General features: G+C 61.7%; 22 protein-coding genes. 11 read left to right on the top strand and 11 right to left on the bottom strand.

Annotation, left to right across the window (positions count from 1 at the left end):
• Positions 1-81 precede the first annotated feature (81 nt).
• A complete protein-coding gene (gene yrfG, locus HX873_RS19555) occupies positions 82-744 on the bottom strand; it encodes a GMP/IMP nucleotidase (protein ID WP_003213217.1) in 663 nt (220 codons plus the stop codon).
• Positions 745-831: 87 nt separating this feature from the next.
• Between yrfG and nudE the strand changes: the two genes are divergently transcribed.
• A complete protein-coding gene (gene nudE / locus HX873_RS19550; protein ID WP_003213218.1) occupies positions 832-1,398 on the top strand; it encodes an ADP compounds hydrolase NudE in 567 nt (188 codons plus the stop codon).
• Positions 1,395-2,231 carry a 3'(2'),5'-bisphosphate nucleotidase CysQ gene (cysQ, locus tag HX873_RS19545; RefSeq protein WP_003213220.1) on the top strand — a complete coding sequence of 279 codons (837 nt, stop codon included), beginning with the start codon at positions 1,395-1,397 and terminating at the stop codon, positions 2,229-2,231. The genes nudE and cysQ overlap by 4 nt, the downstream gene beginning before the upstream one ends.
• Before the next feature lie 113 nt (positions 2,232-2,344).
• On the opposite strand, the gene HX873_RS19540 is transcribed toward cysQ, so the two are convergent.
• From HX873_RS19540 to rfbB, 7 genes are read right to left on the bottom strand one after another with little or no spacing between them, the layout of a single operon-like run.
• Complete coding sequence (locus tag HX873_RS19540) at positions 2,345-2,800, bottom strand: YiiD C-terminal domain-containing protein (RefSeq protein WP_003213222.1); 456 nt, start codon at positions 2,798-2,800, stop codon at positions 2,345-2,347.
• Positions 2,801-2,827: 27 nt separating this feature from the next.
• Positions 2,828-4,213 (bottom strand): sigma-54 dependent transcriptional regulator, encoded by a 1,386-nt coding sequence (locus tag HX873_RS19535; RefSeq protein WP_087692719.1) that lies wholly within the window; start codon positions 4,211-4,213, stop codon positions 2,828-2,830.
• Positions 4,210-6,018: an ATP-binding protein gene (locus HX873_RS19530; protein WP_023659335.1), complete on the bottom strand. Its 1,809-nt coding sequence runs from the start codon at positions 6,016-6,018 to the stop codon at positions 4,210-4,212. The genes HX873_RS19535 and HX873_RS19530 overlap by 4 nt, the downstream gene beginning before the upstream one ends.
• Before the next feature lie 36 nt (positions 6,019-6,054).
• On the bottom strand, positions 6,055-6,924 hold the full coding sequence (gene rfbD / locus HX873_RS19525; RefSeq protein WP_177123060.1) for a dTDP-4-dehydrorhamnose reductase: 870 nt from the start codon (positions 6,922-6,924) through the stop codon (positions 6,055-6,057).
• Positions 6,921-7,466: a dTDP-4-dehydrorhamnose 3,5-epimerase gene (gene rfbC, locus HX873_RS19520; protein WP_177021900.1), complete on the bottom strand. Its 546-nt coding sequence runs from the start codon at positions 7,464-7,466 to the stop codon at positions 6,921-6,923. The genes rfbD and rfbC overlap by 4 nt, the downstream gene beginning before the upstream one ends.
• A complete protein-coding gene (gene rfbA / locus HX873_RS19515; protein WP_087692716.1) occupies positions 7,463-8,338 on the bottom strand; it encodes a glucose-1-phosphate thymidylyltransferase RfbA in 876 nt (291 codons plus the stop codon). The genes rfbC and rfbA overlap by 4 nt, the downstream gene beginning before the upstream one ends.
• Positions 8,335-9,417: a dTDP-glucose 4,6-dehydratase gene (rfbB, locus tag HX873_RS19510; RefSeq protein ID WP_177036529.1), complete on the bottom strand. Its 1,083-nt coding sequence runs from the start codon at positions 9,415-9,417 to the stop codon at positions 8,335-8,337. The genes rfbA and rfbB overlap by 4 nt, the downstream gene beginning before the upstream one ends.
• Before the next feature lie 177 nt (positions 9,418-9,594).
• Between rfbB and HX873_RS19505 the strand changes: the two genes are divergently transcribed.
• The 4 genes from HX873_RS19505 to HX873_RS19490 all read left to right on the top strand — a co-directional run bounded on the left by HX873_RS19505 (position 9,595) and on the right by HX873_RS19490 (position 15,077).
• Entirely contained in the window at positions 9,595-12,504 is a 2,910-nt protein-coding gene (locus HX873_RS19505; RefSeq protein ID WP_177123059.1) for an aminotransferase, read from the top strand.
• Positions 12,505-12,629: 125 nt separating this feature from the next.
• A complete protein-coding gene (gene aguB, locus HX873_RS19500) occupies positions 12,630-13,508 on the top strand; it encodes an N-carbamoylputrescine amidase (protein WP_177028479.1) in 879 nt (292 codons plus the stop codon).
• Between the two features lie 6 nt (positions 13,509-13,514).
• Complete coding sequence (aguA, locus tag HX873_RS19495) at positions 13,515-14,621, top strand: agmatine deiminase (protein ID WP_102367900.1); 1,107 nt, start codon at positions 13,515-13,517, stop codon at positions 14,619-14,621.
• Positions 14,622-14,864: 243 nt separating this feature from the next.
• Positions 14,865-15,077, top strand: coding sequence for a hypothetical protein (locus HX873_RS19490; RefSeq protein WP_003213240.1), 213 nt, complete (start codon positions 14,865-14,867; stop codon positions 15,075-15,077).
• Positions 15,078-15,246: 169 nt separating this feature from the next.
• On the opposite strand, the gene HX873_RS19485 is transcribed toward HX873_RS19490, so the two are convergent.
• Positions 15,247-17,319, bottom strand: a complete 2,073-nt coding sequence (locus tag HX873_RS19485) for a TonB-dependent siderophore receptor (RefSeq protein ID WP_177123058.1) — start codon at positions 17,317-17,319, stop codon at positions 15,247-15,249.
• A gap of 227 nt (positions 17,320-17,546) precedes the next feature.
• On the opposite strand from HX873_RS19485, the gene HX873_RS19480 reads away from it, so the two are divergent.
• Positions 17,547-18,254 (top strand): DsbA family protein, encoded by a 708-nt coding sequence (locus HX873_RS19480; RefSeq protein WP_177123057.1) that lies wholly within the window; start codon positions 17,547-17,549, stop codon positions 18,252-18,254.
• Positions 18,255-18,526: 272 nt separating this feature from the next.
• Positions 18,527-19,813 carry an OprD family porin gene (locus HX873_RS19475; RefSeq protein ID WP_003218115.1) on the top strand — a complete coding sequence of 429 codons (1,287 nt, stop codon included), beginning with the start codon at positions 18,527-18,529 and terminating at the stop codon, positions 19,811-19,813.
• Between the two features lie 72 nt (positions 19,814-19,885).
• On the opposite strand, the gene HX873_RS19470 is transcribed toward HX873_RS19475, so the two are convergent.
• On the bottom strand, positions 19,886-20,659 hold the full coding sequence (locus HX873_RS19470; protein WP_177028481.1) for an alpha/beta fold hydrolase: 774 nt from the start codon (positions 20,657-20,659) through the stop codon (positions 19,886-19,888).
• Between the two features lie 258 nt (positions 20,660-20,917).
• Between HX873_RS19470 and HX873_RS19465 the strand changes: the two genes are divergently transcribed.
• The 3 genes from HX873_RS19465 to HX873_RS19455 are packed head-to-tail and all read left to right on the top strand — an operon-like array spanning position 20,918 to position 22,522.
• Positions 20,918-21,133 carry a 4-oxalocrotonate tautomerase family protein gene (locus HX873_RS19465; protein WP_003218111.1) on the top strand — a complete coding sequence of 72 codons (216 nt, stop codon included), beginning with the start codon at positions 20,918-20,920 and terminating at the stop codon, positions 21,131-21,133.
• Positions 21,130-21,780, top strand: coding sequence for a DsbA family oxidoreductase (locus HX873_RS19460; protein WP_177123056.1), 651 nt, complete (start codon positions 21,130-21,132; stop codon positions 21,778-21,780). The genes HX873_RS19465 and HX873_RS19460 overlap by 4 nt, the downstream gene beginning before the upstream one ends.
• Before the next feature lie 31 nt (positions 21,781-21,811).
• Positions 21,812-22,522 (top strand): SDR family NAD(P)-dependent oxidoreductase, encoded by a 711-nt coding sequence (locus HX873_RS19455; RefSeq protein WP_003218108.1) that lies wholly within the window; start codon positions 21,812-21,814, stop codon positions 22,520-22,522.
• A gap of 167 nt (positions 22,523-22,689) precedes the next feature.
• Here HX873_RS19455 and HX873_RS19450 read toward each other — a convergent pair whose 3' ends face one another.
• Positions 22,690-22,971: a DUF3077 domain-containing protein gene (locus HX873_RS19450; RefSeq protein WP_102370209.1), complete on the bottom strand. Its 282-nt coding sequence runs from the start codon at positions 22,969-22,971 to the stop codon at positions 22,690-22,692.
• Positions 22,972-23,224 lie beyond the last annotated feature (253 nt).

The following is a 23,224-nucleotide window of genomic DNA, read 5'->3' as shown; positions in this document are numbered from 1 at the left end:
CGGTGTGTCAGTCAATATATTCAGTGGCTGACACACCGTATTCGCGAGCAAGCCCGCTCCCACATTGGACCTTCAGCGTTGTTACAAACCTACGATCAAGTCCCGGTAATCCCCAACCGCTGCAAACTCCGCCGTGTCCTTGGGCCCCTTCCGGCTGTCCGGTTCCTTCACCGCCAGCAAGTGCCCCACGCCAAAATCCCGGGCGCTGCGCAGGATCGGCAAGGTATCGTCGATAAACAGGCTGCGGGCCGGGTCGAAGGCGATGTCGGCGTGCAGGGCGTCCCAGAACTGCGGGTTTTCCTTGGCAAAACCATAGTCATGGGAGCTGATCAGTCGCTCGAAATAAGGCGCCAACTCGATGCGTTCCAGCTTCAACGACAGCGAATCCCGATGGGCATTGGTGATCAGGATCACCCGCTTGCCCGCCTGTTTGATCGCCGCCAGGAAGGTGTCGGCATCCGGGCGCAAGGCAATCAGGTGCGCGGTTTCCAGCTTGAGCTCGCGCACCGGGATCTTGAGTTCGGCGCTCCAGAAATCCAGGCAATACCATTGCAACTGTCCGGCGTTACGCTCGAACAGCGGCTGCAGCTCCATCTCGGCCATGGCCCGGCTCACACCATGCAACTCGGCATAGCGCTGGGGCAGGTGCTCCATCCAGAAATGGTTGTCGAAGTGCAGGTCGAGCAAGGTGCCGTCCATGTCCAGCAGGACGGTGTCGATGGCGTGCCAGGGCAATGGAGGCATAAAGAACACTCATGTAAGAAAAGATATCCGACACAGACAATCGGAAAAGCCACGGTATAGTAACCCGATCACGCCAAGGAGCCGCTCATGCGCCAGAAACCCACCGTCCTCGCCCGCGAAATAGTCGCCAGTAGCCGTTTGTTCCGCGTGGAGGAAGTGCAATTGCGCTTTTCCAATGGCGTGGAGCGGACCTACGAGCGCCTGGTGGGCAGGGGGGCCGGTTATGGCGCGGTGATGATCGTGGCGATGATCGACTCGGACCATGCGTTGCTGATCGAAGAATATTGCGGCGGCACCGACGAGTATGAACTGTCACTGCCCAAGGGCCTGATCGAACCGGGCGAAGACGTGTTGGCGGCAGCCGACCGTGAGCTCAAGGAAGAAGCCGGTTTCGGCGCCCGCCAGTTGGAGCACATCACCGAGCTGTCGCTGTCCCCCGGCTACATGAGCCAGAAAATCCAGGTGGTGCTGGCCACCGAACTGTATGAAGAGCGCCTGGAAGGCGACGAGCCCGAGCCGATGCGCGTCGACCGGGTCAACCTGCGGGAGCTCTCGCAGTTGGCGCAGAACGAGCAGTTCAGCGAGGGCCGCGCGTTGGCCGCGCTGTACCTGGTACGCGACCTGTTGACTCAACGTGGAGCGTTCCAGCCATGAGCGAACTGTTCCTGGGTCACCCGTTTATTGCCCCCGCGATCGAATTGGCCCGCCAGGCTGGCGAGGTCATCCTGCCGTATTGGCGCGCCGATGTTGCCGTCACCACCAAGACCGATGATTCACCGGTCACTGCCGCGGACTTGGCTGCCCACCACTTGATCCTCGCCGGGCTGACTGCCCTGGACCCGAGCATTCCGGTGCTCTCGGAGGAAGACGCGGACATTGACCAGAGCGTGCGCGCCGGTTGGCAGCGCTGGTGGCTGGTGGACCCGCTGGATGGCACCAAGGAATTCATCTCCGGCAGCGAGGAGTTCACCGTCAACATCGCGCTGATCGAAAAAGGCCGCGTGGTGTTCGGTGTGGTGTCGATGCCTACCAGCGGTCGGTGCTACTTCGGGGGTGCCGGGCTGGGTGCCTGGCGTTCCGATGTAGGTGCTGCGCCCAAGCAAATCCAGGTGCGCCAGACCCCGGCGAGCGGTGAAGCATTCACCGTGGTTGCCAGTCGTCGCCATACGAGCCCTGAACAGGATCGCTTGCTCGCTGGCTTGAGTGCCGGATTGGGCGAGCTGAAGCTGGCCAATATCGGCAGTTCTTTGAAGTTTTGCCTGTTGGCTGAGGGCAGCGCCGATTGCTACCCGCGCCTGGCGCCCACCTCGCAGTGGGACACCGCTGCGGCACAGGGTGTGCTGGAAGGAGCGGGCGGTGAAGTGCTGGAATTGAATGGGCAGCCGTTCAGTTACCCGGCGCGGGAATCGCTGTTGAATCCGTTCTTTTTGGCACTGCCGGCCAAGGCTGAATGGCGTGAGCGGTTGCTGACTCTGGCCCGTTCTTAAACACAGCGCCGATCAAAAATGTGGGAGCGTGCTTGCTCGCGAAGGCAGTGTGTCAGTCACCAGATGTATTGGCTGATCCACCGCTTTCGCGAGCAAGCCCGCTCCCACATTTGTTATGTGTGCAGGACGTACTGCCCGGTAAAGGCCACGGCCCGCTCTTCACTGCCCTCATTGACGATCCACGTCTCCAGCGCCAAGCGCGCCCGGCCATAACGCTTGTAGGTGGCGACGAATCGCTTCCACACCTTGTCATCAGGTGCCTGGCAAATCGCCGTCGCATCGGTGGTCACCGGCAGCGGATAACTGATCTGCCCTTCCTGAATCACGATATGCCCGTCTTCAATCCCTTCCTCACGCAACTGCAAATGCAGCCAGCCCCAACCTGCCAGCACGGCGCCGCAATACAGGCTGCCGCCAAACATGGTGCTCTTGTGGTTGATGTTGGCGTCGAGCGGCAAGCGCAGTTGCAGCTGCCGGTCCTGCCAGTCGATAACCTTGAGGCCCATTTCCCGGGTCAGGGGAATGTCGTGGTGAAGGATCGATTCCAGATAACGGCTATCGCGACTCATGGTGGCCTCGTGGCAGGGGGAAAAGGGTCATTCGTCGTCGGCGTGACTGTTGCCGCTGTCCGCGAAGTTCAGCCCGTGCTTGCGCAGTTTGTCGTGCAGGGTTTTACGCGGCACGCCCAATGCCTCGGCGAGGCTGCGCATGGAATTGTGGGTGCGCGCCAGTTCGGCGGCGATCAGGCTTTTTTCAAACTGTTCGACCTGTTCGCTCAAGCCGCCGGGCGTGCTGGTGAGGATGCCCGGCGAAGGGCTGTCCGGGGTGCTGTCCAGCGCCAGTTCAAGGCCCAGGGCGAAACGCTCGGCGGCGTTTTGCAGCTCGCGCACATTGCCCGGCCAGCTGTGACGCAACAACAGCGCGCGCTGGCCCGGTTGCAGCTCTTTCATCGGTAGCCCGTGGCGCGTGCTGGCTTCGTCGGCAAAGTGCTGGAACAGCATCAACGCATCTTCACCCCGTTCGCGCAGCGGTGGAATGCGCAGCGGCGCAACGTTGAGGCGGTAATACAAGTCCGCCCGGAAGCGCCCCTGGTCGGCGGACTGGCGCAGGTCTTCCTTGGTGGCGGCGATGATGCGGATATCCAGCGGGATCAGTTGGTTGCCCCCCAGACGCTCCACCACACGCTCCTGCAACAGCCGCAGCAGCTTGACCTGCACATCCAGGCTCATGCTTTCGATTTCGTCGAGAAACAGCGTGCCGCCGTTGGCGAATTCGAATTTGCCGATGCGCCGCTTCTGGGCGCCGGTAAAGGCCCCTGGCTCATGCCCGAACAACTCGCTTTCCACCACCGACTCGGCCAGGGCGCCGGCGTTGATCGCCACAAACGGGCCGCTGCGGCGGTTCGACAGATCGTGCAGCGCACGCGCTACCACTTCCTTGCCGGCACCGGTTTCACCGAGGATCAGCACATCAGCCTTGGTCGCCGCCAGCGCGCCAATCTGCTCGCGCAGGCGCAGCATTTGCGGGGAGTGGCCCACCAGGCGCGTACTCAATTGCTGACGGTCGCTCAGGGCCAGGCGCAGGCTGCGGTTGTCCAGCACCAGGCGGCGCAGGGCCAGGGCGCGGCGCACGCTGTCGAGCAGGGCGTCGCTGGCGAAGGGTTTTTCCAGGAAGTCATAGGCGCCGGTGCGCATCGCCTGCACCGCCAGTGGCACGTCGCCGTGGCCGGTGATCAGCAGTACCGGCAGCTCCGGGTCCTGGGCGTGGAGTTCCTTCAACAGTTCCAGGCCGTCCATGCCGGGCATGCGGATGTCGCTCACCACAACCCCCGGCCAATCCCGGGACAGGCGCGCGGTCAGGCCCTGGGCTTCGCCGAGGGTCAGGACTTTCAGCCCGGCCAGGTCCAGGGTCTGGCAGAGAGCCTGACGCAGGTGTGGATCATCGTCGATCAACACCACCTGAATCTGGTTATCGATAGTCATACACTGCGGTCCTCGGACGGTTGCAGACTGACACCCGGTGCTCCGGCGCGCAGTTTCAAGGTTAACAGTGCGCCGCCTTCCTTGTGGTTGGCGAACAACAGTTCACCGCCAAAGGCGCGCATCAGGGTGTCGCAGATCGCCAGGCCCAACCCCAGGCCCTGGGTGCGGGTCTTGGTGGTGTAGAAGGGCTCGCTGGCGCGGCCCAGGGCTTCCATGCAGAAACCCGGGCCGTTGTCGCGAATGTACAGGTTGACGCCCTGTTCGGTGGTTTGGGCACTCAGCCAGAGTTTGCGCGGCGGGCCTTTTTCGGTCAGGGCGTCCAGAGCGTTGGCCAACAGGTTGCCCAGCACCTGGCGCAGGCGGGTTTCGCCGGCCGCCACCCACAAGGTGGCCTCGGGCAGGTCGCGGATCAGTTCCACTTCCATTGCCCGCCGCCGCTTGGCCAGCAGCGCCAGGGCATCGTCCAGGGCCGGTTGCAGGGCCACGCTTTCCGGCGCATGCCGGTCGCGCCGGGCGAAGGCGCGCAAGTGAGCGATGATCGAGGCCATGCGCCCGGTCAGTTCGCTGATCAGCTTGAGGTTGCCACGGGCGTCGTCGGTGCGCTCATGGTCGAGCAAAATCCCGGCGTTTTCCGCGTAGCTGCGAATCGCCGCCAACGGCTGGTTGAGTTCATGGCTGATACTCGCCGACATGGTGCCCAGCGCCGACAACTTGCCGGCCTGCACCAGGTCGTCCTGGGCGCGCACCAGTTCCTGCTGGGCATGTTCACGTTCCAGCACTTCCTGTTTCAGGCGCCGGTTGAGGCCTTCCAGGTCGCTGGTCCGCTCGATCACGCGCATCTCCAGTTCGCGACGGGCCTTGGCTTCGAAGGCGATGCGTTCCAGGTAGTGACGACGGCGCTGCATCATCAGGCCGAGCAACAGCATCAGCACCAGCAAGGCGGCGCCACCCACCGCGACCACGGTGCGCACCGGGCGGCTGATCAAGGTGCGCGGCGCGAGAATCTCGACTTTCCAGCCGGTTTCGGCGATGTCGGTGGATTGGCGCACCCACGCCGTCGGGCTGAGGCTCAGCGGCTGCGGGTCGCGGGTCGGATAGGGCTGGATGGCGATGATGGCGCGGCGTTCTTCATCCGTCAGCGGCCGGGTGGCACGGAAGCGCCATTGCGGGCGCGAGGTCAGGATCACCACGCCGTTGTGGTCGGTGACCAGCAGTTGTTCGGGGGTGTTGCCCCACAGGCTTTCGGTGTGGTCCAGGTCGACCTTTACCACCAGCACACCGATGATCTTGTCGCCATCGCGTACGGCGGCGGCGAAGAAGTAACCGCGCTTGGCTGAGGTGGTGCCCAGGCCGAAGAAGCGCCCGAGGCGCCCGGCCATGGCTTCGCTGAAGTAGGGGCGAAAGGAAAAATTACGCCCGACGAAGCTGTCCTGCTTGTCCCAGTTGGACGCGGCGAGGGTCTTGCCGGTGGTGTCCATCAGGTACATCACTTCCACCCCGGCCTGGGCGGCGACGTCCTTGAGCAGGTGGTTGGCGTTGACCAGGTTGGTGCTGACGTGAGGCGCGTCGATGGCGGTGCGCAGGGCCGGCAGGTCACCGAGGATTTGCGGCAACACTTCGTAGCGGTGCAGGGTGCCCAGCAGGTTGGCGACGTACAGGTCCAGCGTCTGGCGGTTCTGGCCGGCCAGTTCGTTGCGGTAATAACGCTCGGCCAAGTGCTCCAGCGGCCACAACAGCGGTGCCAGGCATAGCGCCAGCAATGCCAGGCTGCGCCAGCGGGGTCTTCGCGGAAGGGGTGGAGTCATGGGAGTCGTGCGCCTGTGGGTACAGGCGCATTATGCCTAGTGCTGCTCGGCAAGACACTCGCGCAATGCGTCATGCCACTGCGGTTGCGAGACATGCCATTGCTGTTGCAGGCGGCTGCAATCGAGGCGCGAGTTCAGCGGGCGCCTGGCCGGCGTTGGATAGGCGCTGGAGGGAATCGCTTCCAGCTCGGCGCAGGCACGACCGTTGGCCCGTAGTTGCTCGCCGATGGCCTGGGCAAAGCCGAACCACGAGGTCTCGCCCTGGGCCGTCAGGTGGTAGACACCCCAGTCCCCGGCCTGGCCCGCCTGCCAGCGCTCGATCAGTGCACGGGTACTGTTGGCGATGGTCCCGGCCCAGGTCGGCGCGCCGATCTGGTCGGCGACGATGCGCATCTGCGGTTTTTCCTGCAGCAGGCGTTGCATGGTCAGCAGGAAGTTCTTGCCGTGGGTCGAGTAGACCCAGCTGGTGCGCAGGATCAGGTGTTCACCGCCGACGGCCGCGATCGCCTGTTCGCCCGCCAGCTTGCTTGCGCCATAGACGCCCAGCGGGTTGGTTGCGTCGTCCTCGTTGTAGGGTGCGGCCTTGCTGCCGTCGAACACGTAGTCGGTGGAATAGTGAATCAGCGGAATGCCCAGTGCCTTGGCTTCCTCGGCGAAAATCCCGGGCGCGGTGGCGTTGATGGCGAAGGCCACGTCCGGCTCGCTCTCGGCTTGATCGACGGCCGTATGGGCGGCTGCGTTGATGATCAGGCCCGGGCGATGGGCGCGTACCTGGTCGCGGATCTGCTCGGGATGCGCCAGGTCCAGTTGATCGCGGCCCAGCACGATCAACTCGCCCAGGCCCTGGAGACGTTGTTGCAACTCCCGGGAGACTTGGCCATGTTGGCCGCTGATAAGGATTTTCATGGGAACAGGTCGGCCTCTTGCAGGCTTTTCCCGGCCTGGTCCTTGGCGGACAGTTGCGGCGTCTCCGTCAGTTCCCAGTCGATGGCCAGCGTCGGGTCGTTCCAGAGGATGCAACGCTCGGCGCTCGGCTGGTAGTAATCGGTGGTCTTGTAGAGGAACTCGGCGTAGTCGCTCAGCACCACAAAGCCGTGGGCGAAACCTTCCGGTACCCACAACTGGCGATGGTTATCGGCGCTAAGCCGCACGCCCACCCATTGCCCGAAGTTGGGCGAGCTGCGGCGGATGTCGACGGCCACATCCAGCACTTCGCCGGCGATGACGCGCACCAGTTTGCCCTGGGTATGTTCGAGCTGGTAATGCAGGCCGCGCAGCACGCCTTTTTGCGAGCGCGAGTGGTTGTCCTGCACGAAATCACGCTTGAGCCCGGTGGCCTCTTCGAAGGCGCGGGCGTTGAAGCTTTCGTAGAAAAAGCCGCGCTCGTCACCGAACACTTTCGGTTCGATGATCAATACGCCCGGCAACGCCGTGTCGGTGACCTTCATTTTTGCTCCCCGGCCAGTGAATACAGGTATTGGCCGTAGCCGGTCTTGCCGAAGTACTTGGCCCGCTCCAGCAAGTGGTCACGGTCGATCCAGCCGTTCTCGTAGGCGATTTCTTCCAGGCACGCCACTTTCAAACCCTGGCGGTGCTCGATGGTCTGCACATACGTCGAGGCCTCCAGCAGGCTGTCGTGGGTGCCGGTGTCGAGCCAGGCGAAACCACGGCCGAAGCGCTCCACGTGCAGGTCGCCACGCTTGAGGTAGGCGTTGTTGACGTCGGTGATCTCCAGCTCGCCCCGTGGCGATGGCTTGACTGCCTTGGCGATCCTGATCACGTCGTTGTCGTAGAAATACAGGCCGGTCACCGCGTAGCTCGACTTTGGCTTGGCTGGTTTTTCCTCGATGGACAGCGCGCGGCCCTGGCTGTCGAAGTCGATCACGCCGAAACGCTCCGGGTCCTTGACCCAGTAACCGAATACCGTGGCGCCAGATGGGCGTTCGGCAGCAGTGCGCAGTTGTTCGCCGAAGTGCTGGCCGTGGAAGATGTTGTCGCCCAGGATCAGGCATACCGGGTCATCGCCGATAAACTCTTCGCCAATCAAAAACGCCTGGGCCAGGCCGTCCGGGGACGGCTGCTCCGCATAAGTGAACCGCACGCCAAACTGGCTGCCATCGCCCAACAGGTTGCGGTATTGCGGCAGGTCTACCGGGGTGGAGATCACCAGGATTTCCTTGATCCCGGCCAGCATCAGCACCGAGATCGGGTAGTAGATCATCGGCTTGTCATACACCGGCAACAGTTGCTTGGAAACGCCCAGGGTAATGGGGTGCAAACGCGTGCCGGAGCCACCGGCCAGTACGATTCCCTTCATCATGCGATCAGATCCTTAAAGTCGGTGTTGCCCAGTCGTTCGCCTTGATAACTGCCGTCCTGGACCCTGCGGCACCATTCTAGGTTATCGAGGTACCACTGCACGGTTTTGCGCAGGCCGGTTTCAAAGGTTTCTTCGGGCACCCAGCCCAGCTCGCGTTCGATCTTGCTGGCGTCGATCGCATAGCGCTGGTCGTGGCCCGGGCGATCCTTGACGAAAGTGATCAGGTCAGTGAATTTCTCCACGCCCGCCGGGCGTTGTGGTGCCAGTTCTTCCAGCAGTCCGCAGATGCTGCGCACCACGTCGATATTCTTCTGCTCGTTATGGCCGCCGATGTTGTAGGTCTCGCCTACCACACCTTCAGTCACCACTTTGAACAGCGCGCGGGCGTGGTCTTCGACGAACAGCCAGTCGCGCACTTGCAGGCCGTCGCCGTACACCGGCAATGGTTTACCTGCGAGGGCGTTGAGGATCACCAGCGGAATCAGCTTCTCGGGAAAGTGGAACGGCCCGTAGTTGTTCGAACAATTGGTCAACAGCACCGGCAGGCCGTAAGTGCGCTGCCAGGCGCGTACCAGGTGATCGGACGCGGCCTTGCTGGCCGAGTACGGCGAGCTTGGGGCGTAGGGCGTGGTTTCGGTGAACAGGTCGTCGACGCCGTGCAGGTCGCCATACACTTCATCGGTGGAGATGTGGTGGAAGCGGAAGGCGCTCTTGGCCGGTTCTTCCAGCTTCTGCCAATAACCGCGTGCGGCCTCCAGCAGGCTGTAGGTACCGACGATATTGGTCTGGATAAAATCCGACGGGCCGTCGATTGAACGGTCCACATGAGACTCGGCCGCCAGGTGCATGATCGCGTGGGGCTCAAAGCGCGCCAGTACGGCGCTGACGGTGGCCTGGTCGATGATATCGGCCTGGACGAACTCGTAGCGGCTGTTGCTCGCGATGCTGGCCAGCGACTCAAGATTGCCGGCGTAGGTCAATTTGTCCAGGTTGAGCACTTCGTGCCCGGTGTGTTGAATCAGGTGCCGGATCAGAGCGGAGCCGATGAATCCGGCGCCGCCGGTGATGAGAATGCGCATGTCGGAGGCCCTTTTCCTTAGACAGACATTAAGCGAATGGAGCATAGCTTGAGTTGTGGAGCCAGGTGGTGCAAGGGGCCACAGTCAGATTGACGGCACTGCGCGGGACTGGGGGTTGCGTAACCCCCGTCAACAATGGCGATATAAGCGCCTGATAAAAAAGCCAGGGGTCTTCACATGTTGCTCGCCACGTTGATTCATCGCGCCAGCCTGCCTTGCCCGCAAGTCGGGCCTGTGCCTGCGACGCAGCTACTTGAGCAGCATTACGGCCTGGGTGGGGCGTTGCAGTCCCTCGGCAGCCAGCAAGACCTCAACTACCGTATCGACAGCGAGCGTGGCCGCTTTGTGCTGAAAATCTGCCGGGGCGACTACGCCGCCGTCGAGCTGCAGGCCCAGCACGCCGCTTTGAAGCATCTGCAGGGCCATTCGGATGTACGGGTGCCCAAGGTGATCTCGTCGCTTGCTGGCGAAGAACTGCTGACCGAGACCGTCGCCGGGCAAACCGTGCACCTGCGGTTGCTGGACTACATCGACGGCCAGCCGCTGACCCATCTGCCCCATCTGGGGCGCGAGGTGATCGCAGGCTTCGGCGAACTCTGCGGGCGGATGAGCCAGGCGCTGGCCGACTTCGAGCATCCGGGCCTGGAACGTACCCTGCAATGGGACCCACGCCATGCCCTTGAGCTGATCACTCATTTGCTGTCGACTCTCGAAAACCTCCCGCACCGGGCCGGGCTCGAGCGCGTGGTGGAGCAGGTCGGGCAGCGTCTGCTGCCGTTGGCCGACCGCCTGCCCTGGCAAGCCGTGCACATGGACATCACCGATGACAACGTGGTCTGGCAGCGCGATGCCCAGCGGCATTGGCAGATTGAGGGGGTGATCGATTTTGGCGACCTGGTGCGCACCTGGCGCATTGCCGACCTGTCGGTGACCTGCGCGGCGCTGCTGCATCATGCCGAGGGTGATCCGTTCGCAATCCTGCCGGCGATCCAGGCGTGCCACCGGATCACGCCGTTGCAGCACGAAGAGTTGCAGGTGCTATGGCCGCTGATCGTCGCGCGGGCCGCGGTGTTGGTGCTGAGCAGTGAACAGCAGCAACGCCTGGACCCGGATAACGCGTACCTGTTGAAGAATGCCGAGCATGAGTGGGAAATTTTCCACGTAGCCACCTCGGTGCCCTTTGAATTGATGGAGGCGGCGATCCTGAACGGCGTCGGCGCCGAATTGCCGCCGATTGTCGGTGAAGGCTTCGCGCCTTTGTTGCCGGGGCTCGTTGGGCGTGAATTCGCGTTGATCGATCTGGGCGTGCTCAGCCCGCATTTCGAGGCCGGTAACTGGGAGCAGGAGGGCATTGATCGCCGATTGCTGGAACAAGCGGCCGTGGTCCATGGCCTGGCAGCCAGTCGTTATGGTCAATACCGTCTGTCCCGCACCCAACCCGACAGTGCCGTCGAGCCCGACACCTTCGCGCTTCACGTAGAGCTGCACATGCCCTTGGGCGCCACGGTGGAAGCACCGTTCGCCGGCACCTTGCGCTATGGCGCCGAAGGCCTGCTGAGCCTGCATAGCGCCCAGTTGAGTGTTCGGTTGTGGGGCGTGAACGCCTTGTTGAAGCACGGCGCCGCAGTGGTAAAAGGCCAGGTAATCGGCGACGTGGTCGCGCCGCTGACAGTACAACTGTGCCGCTCCGAGCTTGAGCCGCCGCTGTTCTGCACGCCTTCCCGGGCGGCGGCATGGCAAATGCTCTGCCCATCCCCGGCCACGTTGCTGGGGCTGGCCTGCGACGCCGAGCCGGAGCTGGACCCCGAAGCCCTGCTGGCGCGCCGGGACGCCAGCTTCGCCCGCTCGCAGAAGCACTATTACGTCGACCCGCCGCGCATCGAGCGCGGCTGGCGCAACCATTTGATCGACATGCAGGGCCGTTCCTACCTCGACATGCTCAACAACGTCGCCGTCCTCGGCCACGGTCACCCGCGCATGACCGAGGTGGCGGCGCGGCAATGGTCGCTGCTCAACACCAACTCGCGCTTCCACTATGCGGCGATTGCCGAATTCTCCGAGCGTTTGCTGGCGCTGGCGCCGGACTCCATGGACCGGGTGTTTCTGGTCAACAGCGGCACCGAGGCCAACGACCTGGCGATTCGCCTGGCCTGGGCCTACAGCGGTGGGCGCGACATGCTCAGCGTGCTGGAGGCGTACCACGGCTGGTCGGTGGCGGCGGATGCGGTGTCGACCTCGATTGCCGACAACCCCCAGGCCTTGAGCAGCCGCCCGGACTGGGTGCACCCGGTGACCGCGCCGAATACCTATCGCGGCGAGTTTCGCGGGCAGGACAGCGCCCCCGACTACGTACGCAGCGTGGAACACAACCTGGCGAAAATCGCCGCGCAGAATCGCCAGCTGGCGGGTTTCATTTGCGAGCCGGTGTACGGCAATGCTGGCGGGATTTCCTTGCCGCCGGGATATTTGCAGCAGGTGTACGCGCTGGTTCGTGAGCAGGGCGGCGTGTGCATCGCCGACGAAGTGCAGGTGGGCTACGGCCGCATGGGGCATTTCTTCTGGGGCTTTGAAGAGCAGGGCGTGGTGCCGGACATCATCACCATGGCCAAGGGCATGGGCAATGGCCAGCCGTTGGGCGCGGTGATCACCCGCCGGGAAATCGCCGAGGCGCTGGAGGCCGAGGGTTACTTCTTCTCCTCATCGGGAGGCAGCCCGGTGAGTTGCCGGATCGGCATGGCGGTGCTGGATGTGATGGAGGAAGAAAAGCTGTGGGAAAACGCCCAGGAGGTGGGCGGACACTTCAAGGCGCGGTTGGAGGCGCTGGTCGAGCAGTATCCATTGGTGGGCGCGGTGCATGGTTCCGGGTTTTACCTGGGGCTGGAATTGGTCCGCGATCGACAGACCCTGGAACCGGCCACCGAAGAGACTGCGCTGCTGTGTGACCGGCTGCGGGAGCTGGGGATCTTCATGCAGCCCACCGGCGACTACCTGAACATCCTCAAGATCAAGCCGCCGATGGTCACCTCACGGCACAGTGTGGATTTCTTCGTCGACATGCTGGCGAAGGTTCTGGAGGAAGGCTTGTAACAATAAACTCGATTGTTATCGGTAAAATTTGATCATTTTTCGATGGGTGGATATTTAATAGCTTCAAAAGCCGATTTTTATCCGCTATAAAGGCGTCCACTTTCCCGCCGCCGAGGAGATGATTCATGAGCCGTATCGTTACCGTTGCCGCGACCCAGATGGCCTGTTCCTGGGACCTTGATGCCAATCTCGAAACCGCTGAAAGGCTGGTGCGTGAGGCCGCCGCCAAGGGCGCGCAGATCATCCTGATCCAGGAGCTGTTCGAGGCCCCGTACTTCTGCCAGAAGCCGAACCCGGACTACCTGCAACTGGCGACCCCGGTTGAAGATAACGTCGCGATCAAGCACTTCCAGAAGGTCGCCCGGGAACTGCAGGTGGTGTTGCCCATCAGTTTCTATGAACTGGCCGGCCGCGCGCGTTTCAACAGCATTGCGATCATCGACGCGGACGGCTCCAACCTCGGGATTTATCGGAAAAGCCACATCCCGGACGGCCCGGGCTACCATGAAAAGTATTACTTCAACCCCGGCGACACTGGCTTCAAGGTGTGGAACACCCGCTACGCGAAGATCGGCGTGGGCATCTGCTGGGACCAGTGGTTCCCGGAAGCCGCCCGCAGCATGGCGCTGCAAGGCGCGGAAATCCTGTTCTACCCGACCGCCATCGGCAGCGAGCCCCACGACAAGACAATTTCGTCCCGTGACCACTGGCAGCGGGTACAGCAAGGCCATGCCGGCGCCAACCTGATGCCGCTGATCGCCAGCAACCGCATCGGTAACGAAGAGCAAGACGGCTACGACATCACCTTCTACGGCTCATCCTTCATTGCCAATCAGTTCGGCGAGAAAGTAGAAGAACTCAACGAAACCGAAGAAGGCATCCTGGTGCACCGCTTCGATCTCGATGAACTTGAACACATTCGCAGCGCCTGGGGTTCGTTCCGCGACCGCCGTCCGAACCTGTATGGTGCGCTTAAAACCCTCGACGGTTCCCTGGAGTCCTGAATCGCCATGACCACTTTGCACAGCACCCCCCGCGCCGACGGCTTCTACATGCCTGCCGAATGGGCGCCACAGACCCAGACCTGGATGATCTGGCCCGAGCGCCCGGACAACTGGCGCCTGGGCGGCAAGCCGGCGCAGGCCGCCCATGTGGCGGTGGCCAAGGCCATCGCACGTTTTGAACCGGTGACCGTGGCGGTCTCGGCCGGCCAGTACGAAAACGCCCGGGCGCGCCTGGACGTGCCGAATATTCGCCTGGTGGAAATGTCCAGCGATGACGCCTGGGTCCGCGATACCGGGCCGACCTTCGTGATCAACAACAGCGGTGAAGTGCGTGGTGTGAACTGGGACTTCAACGCCTGGGGCGGTTTTGACGGCGGCTTGTACTCGCCGTGGAACCGCGACTCCCAGGTGGGCGGCAAGATCCTCGAGATCGAGCGCAGCCCGCGTTATCGCACCGAAGGGTTTGTGCTGGAAGGCGGTTCGATCCACGTCGACGGCGAAGGCACCCTGATCACCACCGAAGAATGCCTGCTTAACCGCAATCGCAACCCGCACCTGCAGCGTGAGGAAATCGAAGCGGTGCTCAGCGCCAACCTGGCGGTGGATAAGATCATCTGGCTGCCGGATGGCCTGTTCAACGACGAAACCGATGGGCATGTGGATAACTTCTGCTGCTACGTACGCCCAGGCGAAGTGTTGCTGGCCTGGACCGACGACCCGCAAGACCCGAACTATGCGCGCTGCCATGCCGCCATGGACGTACTGCAAAGCAGCACCGACGCCCAGGGCCGCTCGTTCACAGTGCATAAAATGCCGATCCCGGGGCCGCTGTACGCCACCGAGGAAGAATGCGCAGGCGTGGACCCGGTAGACGGCACCCAGGAGCGCAATCCCACCGTGCGGTTGGCCGGTTCCTACGTCAACTTCCTGATCGTCAACGGTGGCATCATCGCGCCGAGCTTCGACGACCCGCTGGACAGCCGCGCCAAGGAGATTCTGCAGAACCTGTTCCCGCAGCATGAAGTGGTGATGGTGCCTGGCCGCGAACTGTTACTGGGGGGCGGTAACATCCACTGCCTGACCCAGCAGCAGCCGGCCCCGCACAAAAACTGAGTGCACTTGTAACAGCCTGGTGCCGGGTTTAACGGCAATCGAGTGCGCCATGTTTTGCGCGCTTACAGCAAGCCCGCGGCCCGTCAGGTTCGCGGGCTTTTTTGTGTGCAAGTGCCGACAAACCGGGCACATTGGCATAGCTCTTGTATCGCTGTTGCGACACACAGCACGGTGTATGACTAAGCGGTTCTGTCATAAACCTTGAGTAAGTTAGCCGCTCATGCCGTCGGAGAGAGCGCTGAAATGAATGCCGATATCAACCTGATGTACACGCGCACGTTCCACCCTTTGCGGGTGAACGGTGACGCGATCCACGCGCTGGCGCTCTGGTTGAAGGCAAACGGTTCGAGGCAGATCAGGACGCCCGACCCGCGCCGGGTGATGAGCGAACGGTACCCGGCGGGGCTGTTCAGCGAGGACGAGGTGCAGGCGTTGTGTGAATTGATGCAAGGCTGACGGTTGTTTTCAATGTTGCACTGGACCTTGTGGTGAGGGAGCTTGCTCCCGCTGGGCTGCGCAGCAGCCCCAAAACAGATCATCGAGTTCTATCTGAAAAAACACAGTCGCCTATTTTGGGGGCGCTTCACACCCCAGCGGGAGCAAGCTCCCTCGCCACGCAAGCCTGTTAGAAACTGTAGGTTCCGGTCACCACCAGACTGCGCGGGTCGCCGAACTGAATCTGCGCCGCACTCGTCGCTGACGCGTAGTATGTCTTGTCGCTGATGTTGTTCAGCGCCGCCCGCACATCCCATTCCTTCTGCCGGAACCCGGCCAGTGCGTCCCAACGCCCATAGCCCGGCAACAATACCGTGTTGGCGTTATCCGCATAGCGCTCACCCACCAGCGTCAGCCCGGTTTCCGCGTACCAGCCCATCTCCGGTTTCCAGGTGACGAACAGGCTCGCGTTGCGCTTGGCCACGTCGCTGATGCGCTTGCCTTCAAAGCCATTGTTGTCTTTCACCACCGTGGCGTCCTGCAGGCCGACGCCACCGCGCACGTACCAGTTGCCGACGACCTTGCCGGTAGCGGTCAACTCCACGCCACGGGAACGCTGCTCGCCGCTGAGCAGGGTGATGGTCGGGTCCAGCGGGTCGCGGGTGCGGCGGTTGTAGAGCTCCAGTTCATACACCGCCAGGGTGGTGCTCAGGCGGTCGTCGAGCCAGTCGCTCTTGACCCCGATTTCCTTCTGTTTGGTCAGCTCCGGGCTCAGGTCGTTGGCGTTGCCCGTGGCATTGGGCGTGATGCCGATCAGGCCGCCGCCGGTCGGCGAGAACGTCTTGCTCCACGAGGCATAGAACGAATGGTGTTCCAGCGGCGTCCAGACCAGGCCCACGCGCGGGCTGGTGCTGTGGCTCACGACCTGCTCCGAGGCGTTGGTCAGCTTGTTGGTGGACTCCACATCAAAGCGGTCATAGCGCAAACCGGCGAGCAGTTGCCATTGATCGTTCAGGCGCAGTTGGTCCTGCACATACACGCCCTGGCTTTGCGCTTCGGTGTGACTGCTGCTGAATGCCGGCAGGCGACCGTAGTGGCGCAGGTCCGGGTTGGGGTTGTACACATCCACGCTCGGCACAGCGGCGAGCGGCGCTCGATAGAGTTTCGGGTCACGGCGCTGGTTGCCCAACTCCACTCCGGTGAGCAAGCGATGCTCCAGGCCGAAGGTGGTGAAGCCGCCTTCCAGTTCGACGTTGTTGAAGATGTTGCGGGTGGTCAAGTCCTGCTGCCAGCGCTGGCGCCCGACCTTGCCGGTTTTTGGGTCGTAGCTGACGGCGTAAGTGTTATCGAAGTCGCTGTCTAGGGTGAACACGCCCAACGTATGGCGCAGTTGCCAACTGTCGTTCAGCTCATAGGCAAGCCGCGAACGCAGGGATTGGGACGTGTCGTCGATGTAATCGCGCTTGTCACCATAAGTGGTGCCGCGGCTGACATCTGCCGGCCGCCCATTGACCCCGGGAATGCCCCGGTCCGGCGTGCGGTTGTAGCGGCTGTATTCGTACTGCACCAGCCAGTTCAGGTCGGGGCTCAGTTGCCAGCTCATGGACGGCGCAAACAGTTGGCGATTGCCGCTGACGCCGTCGCGGAAACTGTTGTTGTCCTGGTTGCCCATGTTCAGGCGCAGGCTGATGGTGTCGGTGGGGTCGGTGCTGAGGTCGGCGTACAGGCTGCGCAAATCATTGCTGCCGCCCTGGGCCTCGATGCTGGAGGCGCGACCGGCCTGGGGCAGCTTGCTCACACGGTTGACGATGCCGCCCTGGCCGCCGCGGCCGTACAACACGGCTGCCGGGCCCTTGAGTACTTCGATGCGTTCGATGTTGTGCAGGTCGCGCACGTATTGGCTGTCGTCGCGAACGCCGTCCAGGTAGAAGTCGTTGCTGGCGTCGAAGCCGCGGATGCGCAGGCTGTCGAACCGTGTGTCGGCGCCGCTGCTGACGTTGGGTATACCGCTCAAGGCCTGGCCCAGGTCATTGGTGCCGTAGGAACGCAGGTTGTCGGTTTTTACCGAGTCGATGGCCTGGGGCACATAACGCACGGGTGTGGCGGTGCGGGTGGCGGTGCTGGTTTCCTTGACGCGCGGGTCGTCCTCGTCAGCTTCGGCGCTCACGGAGGTTTCCGGCAGGACAGTGGCAGCGCAGGTAAATCCGGCAGACAGCAGGACAGAGAGCCCAAGGGTCATGGGCGTCAGGCGAAGGGCAGGCATCGGGGTGTGTATCCAAAAAGGTTGGCAGAATAAAAGCGCGTTAATGGTAATGCTTACTATTTGCGCAGGTTATCTATTCCTGGGCGGACCTTTCTGAAAAATGTTACGGCGTATGTTTTTCAAGGGTATTCGACCGATTCTCGAAACAGTCTGAAAGCCGATCCGGGGTTTTTCCCAATTGTGCGTGAGACTAATCTGCCGGTCATCAACATCCATCGGAGCCCGTCATGTCGGCAGCCACACTTCACTACATTTACGACCCGCTGTGCGGTTGGTGTTACGGCGCCGAGCCGCTGCTGAGCGCCGCCCGGAGCGTGTTACCGATCCAGTTGCATGGCGGCGGCATGATGACCGGCGCGAATCGCCAATCCGTATCGCCGCAGTTGCGTGACTACGTAATGCCCCACGACCGGCGCATCGCCGAGTACACCGGGCAACCGTTTGGCGAGGCGTATTTCGAAGGTTTGTTGCGGGACCATACTGCGGTGTTCGATTCAGCCCCGCCGACCAGCGCCGTGCTGGCGGCAGAAAAAATTGCCAGTCGCGGGCTGGAATTATTGGCGCGTCTGCAAACGGCGCACTACGTCGAAGGTCGCCGAATTGCCGATAAGGACGTGCTGCTGACCCTGGGCGAATCCATCGGTTTGGATCCCCAAGCCTTCACCGCCGCTTTCAGTGAAATCCTTGGCGCAGCAACTCAAGCGCACATCAATGACAGCCGCCAATGGCTGGCAAAAGTCGGCGGCCAGGGCTTCCCCACACTGGCCCTGGAGCAGAATGGGCAACTGCAATTGCTCGATATCAGCCCCTGGTTGGGCAAGCCAGAAGCCTTCGTTGAGTGGCTGAGACAAAGAGTCGCAATTTCGATTCAACCCACCCAATCGAGTGCACCAATGTGTGGCCTGCAGGGGTGTGCAGATCCAGGAAGCGCTTGATAGAGCCTTGCGCAATGATGGCTATTTAATGTTTCTTAGACTTTTTTAGCCTAAATACAGAAGATTCACGAAATTGACACACAGTAAAGGGCGCGGATAGGATTCGCCCCAACGCCTGTGGCTAACCGCCATGACTTCCCCAATAAAAAAAGGCCCGCGGCATTTCACGTCGTCCGCGGGCCTTTTTTTATCTGGGAAAGCCGACACCAGAAAAGCAACACGGAGCCTGGTGTCACAGCGCGTACTCAACCAGTAATAAGGAATATAAGAAAATGTTGAAGCAACGGATGGGGCTGATCGCTCTGGGGATTTTGAGCGCTACGCAAGCAATGGCTGACGACCAATCCCAATCGAAGGGTTTTGTTGAAGACAGCCACCTGAACATCGCGGCACGCAACGCGTACATCAGCCGCGACTACAAAAACGGCAAGCAAGACAAAGCCGAATGGGGCCAGGGCTTCATCGGCAAGTTCGAATCCGGTTTCACCCAAGGCACCGTTGGTGTGGGTGTGGACGTGATCGGCCAATACGCCATTCGCCTGGATGGTGGTAAAGGTCGCAGCGGCGCTGGCGGTATCGACTTCTTCAAGCAAGGCGACAGCGGCGAAGCGGCCAACGACCTGGCCAAGGGCGGCGCTGCCGTCAAGGCACGCATCTCCAACACCGTGATCAAGTACGGTGATCAGATGCCAGCCGTGCCGGTCCTGGAATACGACAACTCCCGCCTGTTGTCCGAAACCTATACCGGTACCTCGATCGTCTCCAAGGAAATCGCCGGCCTGCAGCTGGACGCTGGTCACTTCACCAAGGAAGCTCGCAAGAGCGCCGAGGGTTCCGACAGTGGCGCGCTGAAAAGCATCGACTACATCGGCGGTAGCTACAAATTCACCGAAAGCCTGTCGGCAGCGCTCTACGCTTCCAACATGCAGGACGTGCTGAAGAAGCAATACGTCAACGTCAACTACGTGCTGGCCCTGCCAGAGAAGCAATCGTTGACCTTCGACTTCAACGGCTACAAGACCAAGCTCGACCGTAGCTTCGCCCTGGAAAACCAAGGTGACGCCGACGCTCGCGACAACAAAATCTGGAGCCTGGGCGCCACGTGGGCCGTTGGCCCGCACAGCTTCACCGTGGCTCACCAGCGCAGCACCGGTGACACCGGTTACCTGTACGGCGGCTACCGCAACGCAGGCGGCATCGGCGACGGTGGCAACACCATCCTGCTGGCCAACTCCTACTGGTCTGACTTCAACGGCAAGGACGAGCGCTCCTGGCAAGCAGGCTACGGCCTGGACTTCAGCGCCTTCGGCGTGCCTGGCCTGACCTACAACATCGCCTACGTGCGCGGCACCAACATTGACGACGGTTCCAACCGCGGCAGTGGCACCGAGCGTGAAATCTTCAACCAGTTCAAATACGTAGTACAGAGCGGCCCGGCGAAAGACCTGAGCCTGCGTGCCCGTGCGTCGTGGTTGCGCGTTTCCAACAACGCCAGCAACTACAACGTGGGTGGTAACGAGATCCGCCTGTTCGCCGACTACCCAATCAACGTTTTCTAATTGATTCGGCGTCGCGCCTGATTCAAGGCGATAAAAAACCCCGACTGGTTCGGGGTTTTTTTATGCCTGCGATCAGCGCTTGCTGGCGGCTGCGATGATCACATCTGCGACCTTTTGCGGCTGCGACAGCATCGGCACATGGCTGGTTTGCACCACGGTGGTGGTGGCATTGATTTTCTTCGCGTAGGCCTGCTCCAGGCCCGGGTCGATCATGCGGTCCTTGGCGGCGACGATGTAATAGTTGGGTTTGGTTTTCCAGGCGGCGACCGTGATTTTATCGTCGAACGCCTTGCCCAGAATCGGCCCCTGGGTCACGGCAATCAGGTTGGCCTGGTCGGCAGGCAAGTCCTGGGCGAAGTTTTTCGCCACGGACGCGGCGGGCAAATACAGGTAGCCGGAAGCGTCGGCACTGATGGTCTCGATACCCGGCGGGGTTGGGTAGCCTTTCTCGGACTCGGCAGAGCTCTGGCCCTCGGACGGCGCGAACGCGGCCACATAAACCAGTGCCTTGACCTTGTCGCTGGTGCCGCCCTGTGTGATCACACTGCCGGCCCACGAATGGCCCACCAGAACCACTCGCCCACTCTGGGCATCAATCACCCGCTGGGCGGCGGCCACATCATCGGCCAGGGACGTCAGCGGGTTTTGCACCGCCACCACCTTCAAGCCTTTGGCCTGCAACAGCGGAATCACCTTGTTCCAGCTGGAGCCATCGGCAAAGGCGCCGTGCACCAGCACCACGGTGGTGTCCGATAGCGCCGGGGTGGCGGCATAGGCCTGGCCGGTGAGCATCGCGGCGGCCATCAGTGTAGGCAGCAACAGGGTTTTGAATGTGGATTTAAGCATGTGGGGCACGTCCGTAAGTGAGGGGTTATCGGCCAGCACTCAAGGCGTTTGCAGCCTGCCTTAAGCCTGTAGGCAAGACGCGCGGGGAGGGCGGTTATTCCAGGGAGCAGTAAAAAAACGCAGCGCCGGACGTCTCGATTGATTACATAGCATCACTAATGAAGTACTCCGCCCCACCTTTATCCACCTCAGGCAACCTCTTAAATTGGCCTCACTGCCTGCCCACCATGTCGATGGGCAAGTCACTGGAGCCTTGTCATGCCATTTGTCAGCGTACGTATCACCCGCGACGGCGTTACCTCGGAGCAGAAAGCCCAGGTCATTGCCGAAATCACCGAAACCCTCGAACGCGTCCTCAACAAACGCCCCGACCTGACCCACATCGTCATCGAAGAAGTCGACACCGATAACTGGGGCTACGCCGGCATCACCACCACCCAGTACCGCAAACAGCTCGCGGAAAATCCGTCATGAGCACGCCTGTCACCATCGACTTCATCTCCGACGTGGTGTGCCCGTGGTGCGCCCTCGGCGCCACCGCCCTGGAGCAAGCCATCGACAACCTGGCGGGCGAAGTGAAGGTTGAACTGACCTTCAAACCCTTCGAACTCAACCCTGACATGCCGGCCGAAGGCGAAAACGCCGTCGCCCACATGATGCGCAAATACGGGCGCAGCGCCGAGGAAGTTGCCAGCGGCAAGAGGATGTTGATGGAGCGCGGCGCGGCCATCGGCTTCACCTTCGACCTGGAAAAGCGCAGCCACTTCTACAACACCTTCGACGCCCATCGGTTGCTGTTTTGGGCGTTGCAGCAAGGGCGCCAGCTCGAGCTGAAAAAGGCGCTGTTGCGCGGGTATTTCAGCGATGGCCAGAACGTCAGCGACCACGAAACCCTGGCGCGTCTGGCCGCCGAGGGCGGGCTGGACATTGAAGGCGCACGACGGGTGCTGGGCTCTACCGCCTACGCCAATGAAGTGCGCGAGCTGGAAGCGTTCTACCGCGAGCACGGCATCAACTCCGTACCGGCCATGGTCCTCAATGGCCGCCAGCTGGTCTCCGGGTCGCAATCAGTCAGTTACTACGAACAGATGCTGCGGGAAATATCCGCTGCGGCTGCTTGAACCATCCCATTTTCCATATAGAGGTTTCATCATGAGCAATTCGAAAAAAGTCGTTGTGATTACCGGTGCATCCCAAGGCCTGGGCGCTGCTGCAGTGAAGGCTTACCGCGAGCTGGATTACCGCGTGGTTGCCACTTCCCGGTCGATCAAACCGTCGACGGATCCGGACATCCTCACCGTGGCCGGCGACATCGCCGACCCGGCCACCGCCGAGCGCGTCATCCGCGAAGGCGTAGCGCGTTTTGGCCGCATCGACAGCCTGATCAACAACGCCGGGATCTTCGTTGCCAAACCGTTCACCAGCTACACCCACGAAGACTACGTAAACGTGTTGGCGGTGAACCTGAACGGGTTCTTCTACATCACCCAACTGGCGATTACCGAGATGCTGAAACAGGGCGCCGGGCACATCGTCAACATCACCACCAGTTTGGTGGACCACGCGATTGATGGCGTGCCGTCGGTGCTGGCCTCGCTGACCAAAGGCGGGCTGAACTCGGCGACCAAATCCCTGGCGATTGAATACGCCAAGCGCGGCATTCGCGTGAATGCGGTGAGCCCAGGGATTATCAAGACGCCGATGCACGGTGAAGAGACGCATGCGGCGTTGGGCAGCCTGCATCCGGTGGGGCATATGGGTGAAGCGCGGGATATTGCGCAGGCGATTGTGTACCTGGAATCGGCTGGGTTTGTGACCGGGGAAATTCTGCATGTGGACGGTGGGCAGAGTGCTGGGCACTAAGCGATACGGCTGAATAAAAAACGCCCCGGACCGTGATGGCTCGGGGCGTTTTCGTGGGTGATTGCTTCAAGCCAGGCACTCTAGAACAAACAACAACGATCAAATGTGGGAGCCGGGCTTGCCCGCGATGGCGATGGCCCAGCCAACACACTCACAACCTGACACACCTACAGATTATTGCCCGGCGACTCCAACACCTTCACCACATCATCAATCACCGCCTTGCTCATCTCCTGCAAATAGTGCGAAGCCCAGGCGTATCGGTCCGTATCCCGAATCATCGCCGCATCCTCCGCCAACAGCTTGGCCACATGCAGCAAATCGGAAACGTGAGACAGCGCTTCGCTCAGGGAAACCCCGCTGTTAACGCGGAACAGAGGCTGGTCGGAATGAAATGAAAAAGGGGTAACGCCGAGGGTAGTGAAGCCAGACGGATTTGGAGCGCTCATCGGTAAAACTCCCATATCTAGTGAGAGCTACCACGTTCGTTATCAGGCGAATGGGTGGCAGCTGTGCGCAGGCTGATAAACCGGAGATACAGGAACCCGGCAGACCCGAAGGTCTCCCACGCACAGCCGCCATTGCACGAAATGGTGGGCGTAAAAAAACGCCTGCACATCGTGGTTGTGGGGCGCTGTTGCGCCTGCATCTTGCCGGGTTATCAGGCCCGGTCGCTGAATTGGCAGCGACGGGGGAGGGTAG

The organism is Pseudomonas sp. P7758, assembly GCF_013386485.1.
GTDB lineage: Bacteria > Pseudomonadota > Gammaproteobacteria > Pseudomonadales > Pseudomonadaceae > Aquipseudomonas.
This window is presented reverse-complemented; position numbering and strand designations above follow the sequence as displayed.

Coding starts and splice junctions, on each gene's coding strand:
- aguA (WP_102367900.1), top strand. CDS start 13,515: ATGACCACTTTGCACAGCACCCCCCGCGCCGACGGCTTCTACATGCCT.
- rfbC (WP_177021900.1), bottom strand. CDS start 7,466: ATGAAGGTCACCGACACGGCGTTGCCGGGCGTATTGATCATCGAACCG.
- HX873_RS19540 (WP_003213222.1), bottom strand. CDS start 2,800: ATGAGTCGCGATAGCCGTTATCTGGAATCGATCCTTCACCACGACATT.
- aguB (WP_177028479.1), top strand. CDS start 12,630: ATGAGCCGTATCGTTACCGTTGCCGCGACCCAGATGGCCTGTTCCTGG.
- HX873_RS19475 (WP_003218115.1), top strand. CDS start 18,527: ATGTTGAAGCAACGGATGGGGCTGATCGCTCTGGGGATTTTGAGCGCT.
- HX873_RS19490 (WP_003213240.1), top strand. CDS start 14,865: ATGAATGCCGATATCAACCTGATGTACACGCGCACGTTCCACCCTTTG.
- HX873_RS19530 (WP_023659335.1), bottom strand. CDS start 6,018: ATGACTCCACCCCTTCCGCGAAGACCCCGCTGGCGCAGCCTGGCATTG.
- cysQ (WP_003213220.1), top strand. CDS start 1,395: ATGAGCGAACTGTTCCTGGGTCACCCGTTTATTGCCCCCGCGATCGAA.
- nudE (WP_003213218.1), top strand. CDS start 832: ATGCGCCAGAAACCCACCGTCCTCGCCCGCGAAATAGTCGCCAGTAGC.
- HX873_RS19455 (WP_003218108.1), top strand. CDS start 21,812: ATGAGCAATTCGAAAAAAGTCGTTGTGATTACCGGTGCATCCCAAGGC.
- HX873_RS19505 (WP_177123059.1), top strand. CDS start 9,595: ATGTTGCTCGCCACGTTGATTCATCGCGCCAGCCTGCCTTGCCCGCAA.
- HX873_RS19480 (WP_177123057.1), top strand. CDS start 17,547: ATGTCGGCAGCCACACTTCACTACATTTACGACCCGCTGTGCGGTTGG.
- HX873_RS19535 (WP_087692719.1), bottom strand. CDS start 4,213: ATGACTATCGATAACCAGATTCAGGTGGTGTTGATCGACGATGATCCA.
- yrfG (WP_003213217.1), bottom strand. CDS start 744: ATGCCTCCATTGCCCTGGCACGCCATCGACACCGTCCTGCTGGACATG.
- HX873_RS19485 (WP_177123058.1), bottom strand. CDS start 17,319: ATGCCTGCCCTTCGCCTGACGCCCATGACCCTTGGGCTCTCTGTCCTG.
- rfbB (WP_177036529.1), bottom strand. CDS start 9,417: ATGCGCATTCTCATCACCGGCGGCGCCGGATTCATCGGCTCCGCTCTG.
- HX873_RS19450 (WP_102370209.1), bottom strand. CDS start 22,971: ATGAGCGCTCCAAATCCGTCTGGCTTCACTACCCTCGGCGTTACCCCT.
- rfbA (WP_087692716.1), bottom strand. CDS start 8,338: ATGATGAAGGGAATCGTACTGGCCGGTGGCTCCGGCACGCGTTTGCAC.
- HX873_RS19470 (WP_177028481.1), bottom strand. CDS start 20,659: ATGCTTAAATCCACATTCAAAACCCTGTTGCTGCCTACACTGATGGCC.
- rfbD (WP_177123060.1), bottom strand. CDS start 6,924: ATGAAAATCCTTATCAGCGGCCAACATGGCCAAGTCTCCCGGGAGTTG.
- HX873_RS19465 (WP_003218111.1), top strand. CDS start 20,918: ATGCCATTTGTCAGCGTACGTATCACCCGCGACGGCGTTACCTCGGAG.
- HX873_RS19460 (WP_177123056.1), top strand. CDS start 21,130: ATGAGCACGCCTGTCACCATCGACTTCATCTCCGACGTGGTGTGCCCG.